The sequence below is a fragment of the Candidatus Polarisedimenticolia bacterium genome (assembly GCA_035764505.1).
Lineage (GTDB): Bacteria > Acidobacteriota > Polarisedimenticolia > Gp22-AA2 > AA152 > AA152.
On the sequence record DASTZC010000125.1, the window covers coordinates 1 to 5,449 of the forward strand.

The 5,449-nt window shown below is 66.7% G+C and carries 4 protein-coding genes; all 4 read right to left on the reverse strand.

Translation table 11 applies throughout. The annotated features are described in order from the left end of the window. A partial coding sequence (locus tag VFW45_08760) for a lytic transglycosylase domain-containing protein (GenBank protein HEU5180871.1) occupies positions 1–570 on the reverse strand: 570 nt, incomplete at its 3' end. After that, positions 567–3,236, reverse strand: coding sequence for an alanine--tRNA ligase (gene alaS / locus VFW45_08765; GenBank protein HEU5180872.1), 2,670 nt, complete (start codon positions 3,234–3,236; stop codon positions 567–569). The genes VFW45_08760 and alaS, both read right to left, overlap by 4 nt. A 97-nt stretch (positions 3,237–3,333) precedes the next feature. After that, positions 3,334–4,509 (reverse strand): type IV pilus twitching motility protein PilT, encoded by a 1,176-nt coding sequence (locus tag VFW45_08770; GenBank protein HEU5180873.1) that lies wholly within the window; start codon positions 4,507–4,509, stop codon positions 3,334–3,336. Between the two features lie 125 nt (positions 4,510–4,634). After that, positions 4,635–5,449: 16S rRNA (uracil(1498)-N(3))-methyltransferase (locus VFW45_08775; GenBank protein HEU5180874.1), on the reverse strand; the 815-nt coding region annotated here is incomplete at its 5' end.

Below are 5,449 nucleotides of genomic sequence, written 5' to 3' on the forward strand. Positions count from 1 at the left end.
GCGCGCCAGGATCCGATCCACGTAGTCACGCGTCTCGCGGTACTGCGGCACCCTGCCAAGGCTCTGGACCACCCCCTCCCCGGCATTGTAGGCAGCCAGAGCCAGGACCAGATCGCCGCCGAACAGGTCCAGGAGATGCCGGAGGTACTGGACGCCTCCCTGGATGTTCTCCTGCGGATCGTGAATGTTCTCCACGCCGAAGCGTCGGGCGGTGGACGGCATGAGCTGCATCAGTCCCCGCGCCCCTTTGGGCGAGACAGCCTTCGGATCGAAGTTCGACTCGGTGGCGATGACCGCCCTCACCAGGTTCGGATCGACGCCGTAGAGGCTCGAGGCGCGTCGGATCTGCTCGGCATAGGGACCCGAGACGGAAACCGTGGCGCTTCCCGGGCCTCCCGAGTTCATCATCGCGTGGTATCCCTTCTCGTCCGGCGCGTTGGTGATGCGCATCGTGCCTTCCTTGTCGACCTGGTAGTAGATGGTCTCGGCGCCTGCCAGCCGCACCGCCAGCCCCACGGCCAGCAGCGCCGCCCCCAGACAGCCCGTGCGCCCCACGCCCCGTCGCGTCATTCCTTGCTCGCCTCCAGATGGCGCTGCACCACTTCCCCGACGCGATCCAGCGCCCGGCGGATTCCCTCGGCGCTCGATTTTCCTCCGGCTTCCGCCAGGTCGGGCCGGCCTCCGCCGCGTCCCTCGAACTCGCGGGCCATCTCTCCCACGATCGAGCGGGCATCCAGCTTCCCCGCCAGGTCGCGGCTGACCGCCACCAGCAGCATGCCGCGCTCCGGCTCCGGGTTCGTCCCCAGCGCCACGACGCCGCGGCCCACCTGCACGCGATGCCGGTCGGCCAGCTCACGCAGCGCCTTCTTGTCGACTCCTTCCACGTAGAGCGGCAGGACCTTGACGCCGGCAACTTCCTGGATCTTCGTCGCCTCTCCCGGTCCGGCGCTGGCCATTTTCAGCTTGAGCTTTTCCACCTCCCGTGCCAGGTTGCGGTTCTGCTGGAGGAGCTTCTCCACTCCCTCGGGGATGGCCGCACGATCGATGTTGAACAGCTGCTGCAGGTGGGTCAGGATGGCGGCATCTTCGCGCACGCGGCGCAGGCTCGATTCGCCGCTCAGCGCCTCCACCCGCCGCACCCCCGAGGAGATGCCGCGCTCCTGGGTGACCTTGAACAATCCGAGCTCGCCGGTCGAACCGGTGTGCGTCCCGCCGCACAGCTCCAGGGAGAAATCGCCGATGCGCACCACTCGCACCCGGTCGGAGTACTTTTCGCCGAACAAGGCCATCGCCCCGAGCGACAGCGCCTCGTCGAGCGCCATCTCCTGCACGGTCACCGGAGTGTCGGCGCGCACCACCTCGTTGACGAGATCCTCCACCTGTACCAGCAGCGGGGAGCCGACGGCGGCGAAGTGGCTGAAATCGAAGCGCAGGTGATCCGGCGCCACCAGGGAGCCCGCCTGCTTGACGTGCGTGCCGAGGACTTCGCGCAGCGAGGCGTGCAGCAGGTGCGTGGCGGTGTGGTGCCGGGCGGTCTCGGCGCGCCGTGCGGCATCGACCTGGGCGGTTACGCGATCGCCGTTTTTCAGGGCGCCGGCGACGAGGCGCACGGTATGCAGCCGTATTCCCGGAGCGGCGAACTTGCAATCCAGCACCTCGGCCCGCCCTTCGGGACCGACGAGCCAGCCCAGATCCCCGACCTGTCCTCCCGCCTCCGCGTAGAATGGCGAGGCATCCAGCAGCGCCCCGCCCGTCTCGCCTTCGCGCAGTACCTCCACCGGCTGTCCTTCGCGCCGCAGCGCCAGGATCCTGCAATCGGCCGCCGACAGCGAGTCGTAGCCGAGAAAGCGCGTAATCGGAAGCTCCTTGAAATCCCCGACCTCGCCGCGCACCGGCGCCGCTCCCTTCCACGACTTGCGGGCACGTGTGCGCTGCTGCTCCATCTCGGATTCGAAGCCGGCGTGATCAAGGCTGACGCCCAGGCTCTCCGCCTCGTCGATCATCAGATCGAGCGGCAGCCCGAAGGTGTCGTACAGGCGGAATGCCTCCGCTCCCGGGACCTGCCCCGCCCCTTTCGCCTTGAGCTCTTTCACCAGCTCGTCGAACCGGCCCAGCGCCACGCTCAAGGTGGAGGCGAAGCGCTCCTCCTCGCGCAGGGTTACCTGGGCGACGAATTCCTTCGACTCCTCCAGCTCCGGATAGGCGGAGGCATTGTCGCTTACCACCCGCCCCGTCAGACGATGCAGGAAGGGCTCGTGCTGGCCGAGCATCCGGCCGTGGCGGATGGCGCGGCGCAGGATGCGGCGCAGCACGTAGCCCCGGCCGTCGTTCGCGGGAATGACCCCGTCGGCAACCAGGAAGGTGACGGCTCGCACGTGATCGGCGATGACCCGCAAGGAGACATCCGAAACCTCGCCGGATCCCGGGGCGACCCCGCACAGCCGCGCCCCTTCCTCCAGGATGCCGCGCAGCAGATCGGTGTCGTAGTTCGAGTCGACTTCCTGCATCACCGAGGCGACGCGCTCCAGTCCCATCCCGGTGTCGACCCCCTTCGAAGCCAGAGGCTCCAGCCGGCCGTCCGCCTGGCGATCGAACTGAATGAACACCAGGTTCCACAGTTCCATGAACCGGCCGCAGCTGCAGGTGACACCGCAGTCGGCCTTGCCGCACCCCTTCGATTCGCCCCGGTCGATATGGATCTCGGAGCATGGGCCGCAGGGCCCGGTCTCCCCCATCGACCAGAAATTGTCGGCCTCGTCCAGCCGCAGGATGCGCTCGCGCGGGACACCCACATCCCTCGCCCAGTGCTCGAGAGCTTCGTCGTCCTCGCGGAACACGGTGATCCAGAGGCGGGAAGGATCCAGGCCATAAACGCGGGTCATGAGCTCCCAAGCCATCGGGATGGCCTGTTCCTTGAAATAGTCGCCGAAGGAGAAATTCCCCAGCATCTCGAAGAAGGTATGGTGGCGGGGCGTCCTCCCCACCTGCTCGAGATCGTTGTGCTTTCCCGAGACGCGCATGCACTTCTGGGCCGAGCAGGCGCGCCGGTAAGGGCGCGGCTCGCGCCCGAGGAAGGTTTCCTTGAACTGGTTCATGCCGGCGTTGGTGAACAGCAGGGTGGGATCATTGGCCGGGATCAGGGAGGAGCTGGGCACGATCTGGTGCCCGCGCTCCTCGAAGAATCTCAGGAACGTCCTGCGGATCTCCTGTCCCGTTGGCATCGATGGGCGGCGCATGGATCTCCCTGCCTCCCGACACCTGCGTTGCGTCGCGAGGCGGCCTCGGCCCCGGATTCCGGGGCGACACGAGGTCGGGTCTCCGGAAGCCGCAGCGTCAGTTCTTGCCGAATTTGGCTCGCGAAAGCTCGAAGGCGGATGCCGCGCGCGGCTCCCCGACGCTGAGAGTGCTCTCCATCTCGCTCCGGGACCCGTCGGCCGTCGATTCGATCCCCTGGAGCTTGAGCTTGAACTCGTCGGGGTTCGTCGCGCGCCGCAGCGCCTCCTCCATGGTGATGAGCTCGCGCTTGTACAGAGTGTAGATCGATTGATCGAAGGTTTGCATCCCGTACTGGGACGTCCCCGCGGCCAGCGCGTCCCGGATAAGCTTCGTCTTTTCCTTGTTCTCGATGCAGTCGCGGATGTAGCCCGTGGCGCGCAGCACCTCGATGGCGGGGACCCGACCGCGGTCGTCGGCGCGCGGCAGGAGGCGCTGGGAGATGACCGACTTGAGCACCGCCGCCAATTGCAGCCGTATCTGCTTCTGCTGGTGTGGCGGGAAGACCGAGATGATCCGGTTGATCGTCTCGGTCGCATCCAGGGTATGCAGGGTGCTCAACACCAGATGGCCCGTCTCGGCCGCCGTGAGCGCCGTCTCGATCGTCTCGTAGTCGCGCATTTCTCCCACCAGGATGACGTCGGGGTCCTGGCGCAGCGCGGAGCGCAGCGCTCCCGCGAAGCCCTTGGTGTCCACCTCGACCTCGCGCTGGTTCACCAGGCTCTTTTTGTCGCGGTGCAGGAACTCGATCGGATCCTCGATCGTCATGATGTGCTCGGTGCGCGTCGAGTTGATGTAATCGATCATGGCGGCCAGGGAGGTCGACTTCCCCGACCCGGTGGTCCCGGTCACCAGAATCAGGCCGCGCACCTCGTTGGAGATCGTCTCGATGACCGGCGGGAGGAGCAGCTCCTTGAACGTCAGGATTTTGGCGGGAATGACCCGGAGAACCAGCCCCACCGTTCCCCGCTGCTGAAAGATGTTCACGCGGAAACGGCCCAGCCCCGGCACCGAGTAGGCGATGTCGATCTCGAAATGGTCCTTGAATTTCTGCTTCTGGCGTCCGCTCATGATCGAGAAGGCCATGGCAATCGTCGTTTCCTGGGTCAGCCGGGGCAGCTCCGCCAGCGGGATCAGCTTGCCGTTGACCCGGATGACCGGATGGCTTCCCACCTTGAGGTGAAGATCCGAGGCTTTTCTTTCCGTGGCAATCTTGAGTAAGTCGTTGATTTCCATCCCGCTCCTCCGAAGACACACCCTACCGACCCGGCAAATGTAGGGTCCCATCCAGCCAAAGGCAATGGGATTAGGCCTTTACTAAGACTTCCGGGTGGGGCCGGGGGTGGCGGCAATAGCCCGCTTCAGCGCAGGTCGCCCGCCAGATGCTGGAGCAGGGCTGCCGCGGCGATGGCGGCCGTCTCGCAGCGCAGCGTGCGCGGTCCAAGGCGGCAAGGCACGAATCGTGCGGCGCGGAAGGCGTCGATCTCCTCGGGCTCCCAGCCCCCTTCAGGGCCGGTCGCAACCACCACGCCGCCGTGACTAGCCGGATCCATGCCAAGCTCCCGGAGGCTGTTTTCGGAGCCCGGCTCCAGCACGATCCGCAGGGGCGGAAGAGGGCCGGCGAGGAAGCTTTCGAGCGGTTCCGGTGAGTGGACCTCAGGAATGCGGTTGCGGCCCGATTGCTTGCAGGCCTCAAGCGCCAGGCGCTGCCAGCGCGCCAGCCGCTCTGGAACGCGCTCCGCCGGCAGGCGCAGATCCGATCGGCGCGCCGGAATCAGGTGGAACGCATGCACCCCGAGCTCGGTCCCCTTTTGCAGCACCCAATCGAGCTTTTCTCCCTTGGAGAGGGCCACCGCCAGGCTCAGGGCGAGCGCCGATTCCACCCCGGCGGTCTCCTCGCCGATCACCTGGGCGATCGATTCGCGGCGTCCGACGGAAACCAGCCGGGCGGAGAAGGCGCGTCCCTTCCCGTCGAAAAGGGACAACGGGTCTCCGGGCTTCAGGCGCAGGACGCGGCTGAGGTGGTGATGCTCCTCGCCTCGCAGGATGGCTTGCTGTCCGGGTGCGCCGGCGTCGGGAGCGTGGAAGCGTGCGGGGGAAGCCATGATCAGGAAGCGCGCCGGCCGTTGCGGCTCCGGCTCAAACGAAGAAGTCCTTGACCCGATCCAGGAAATCG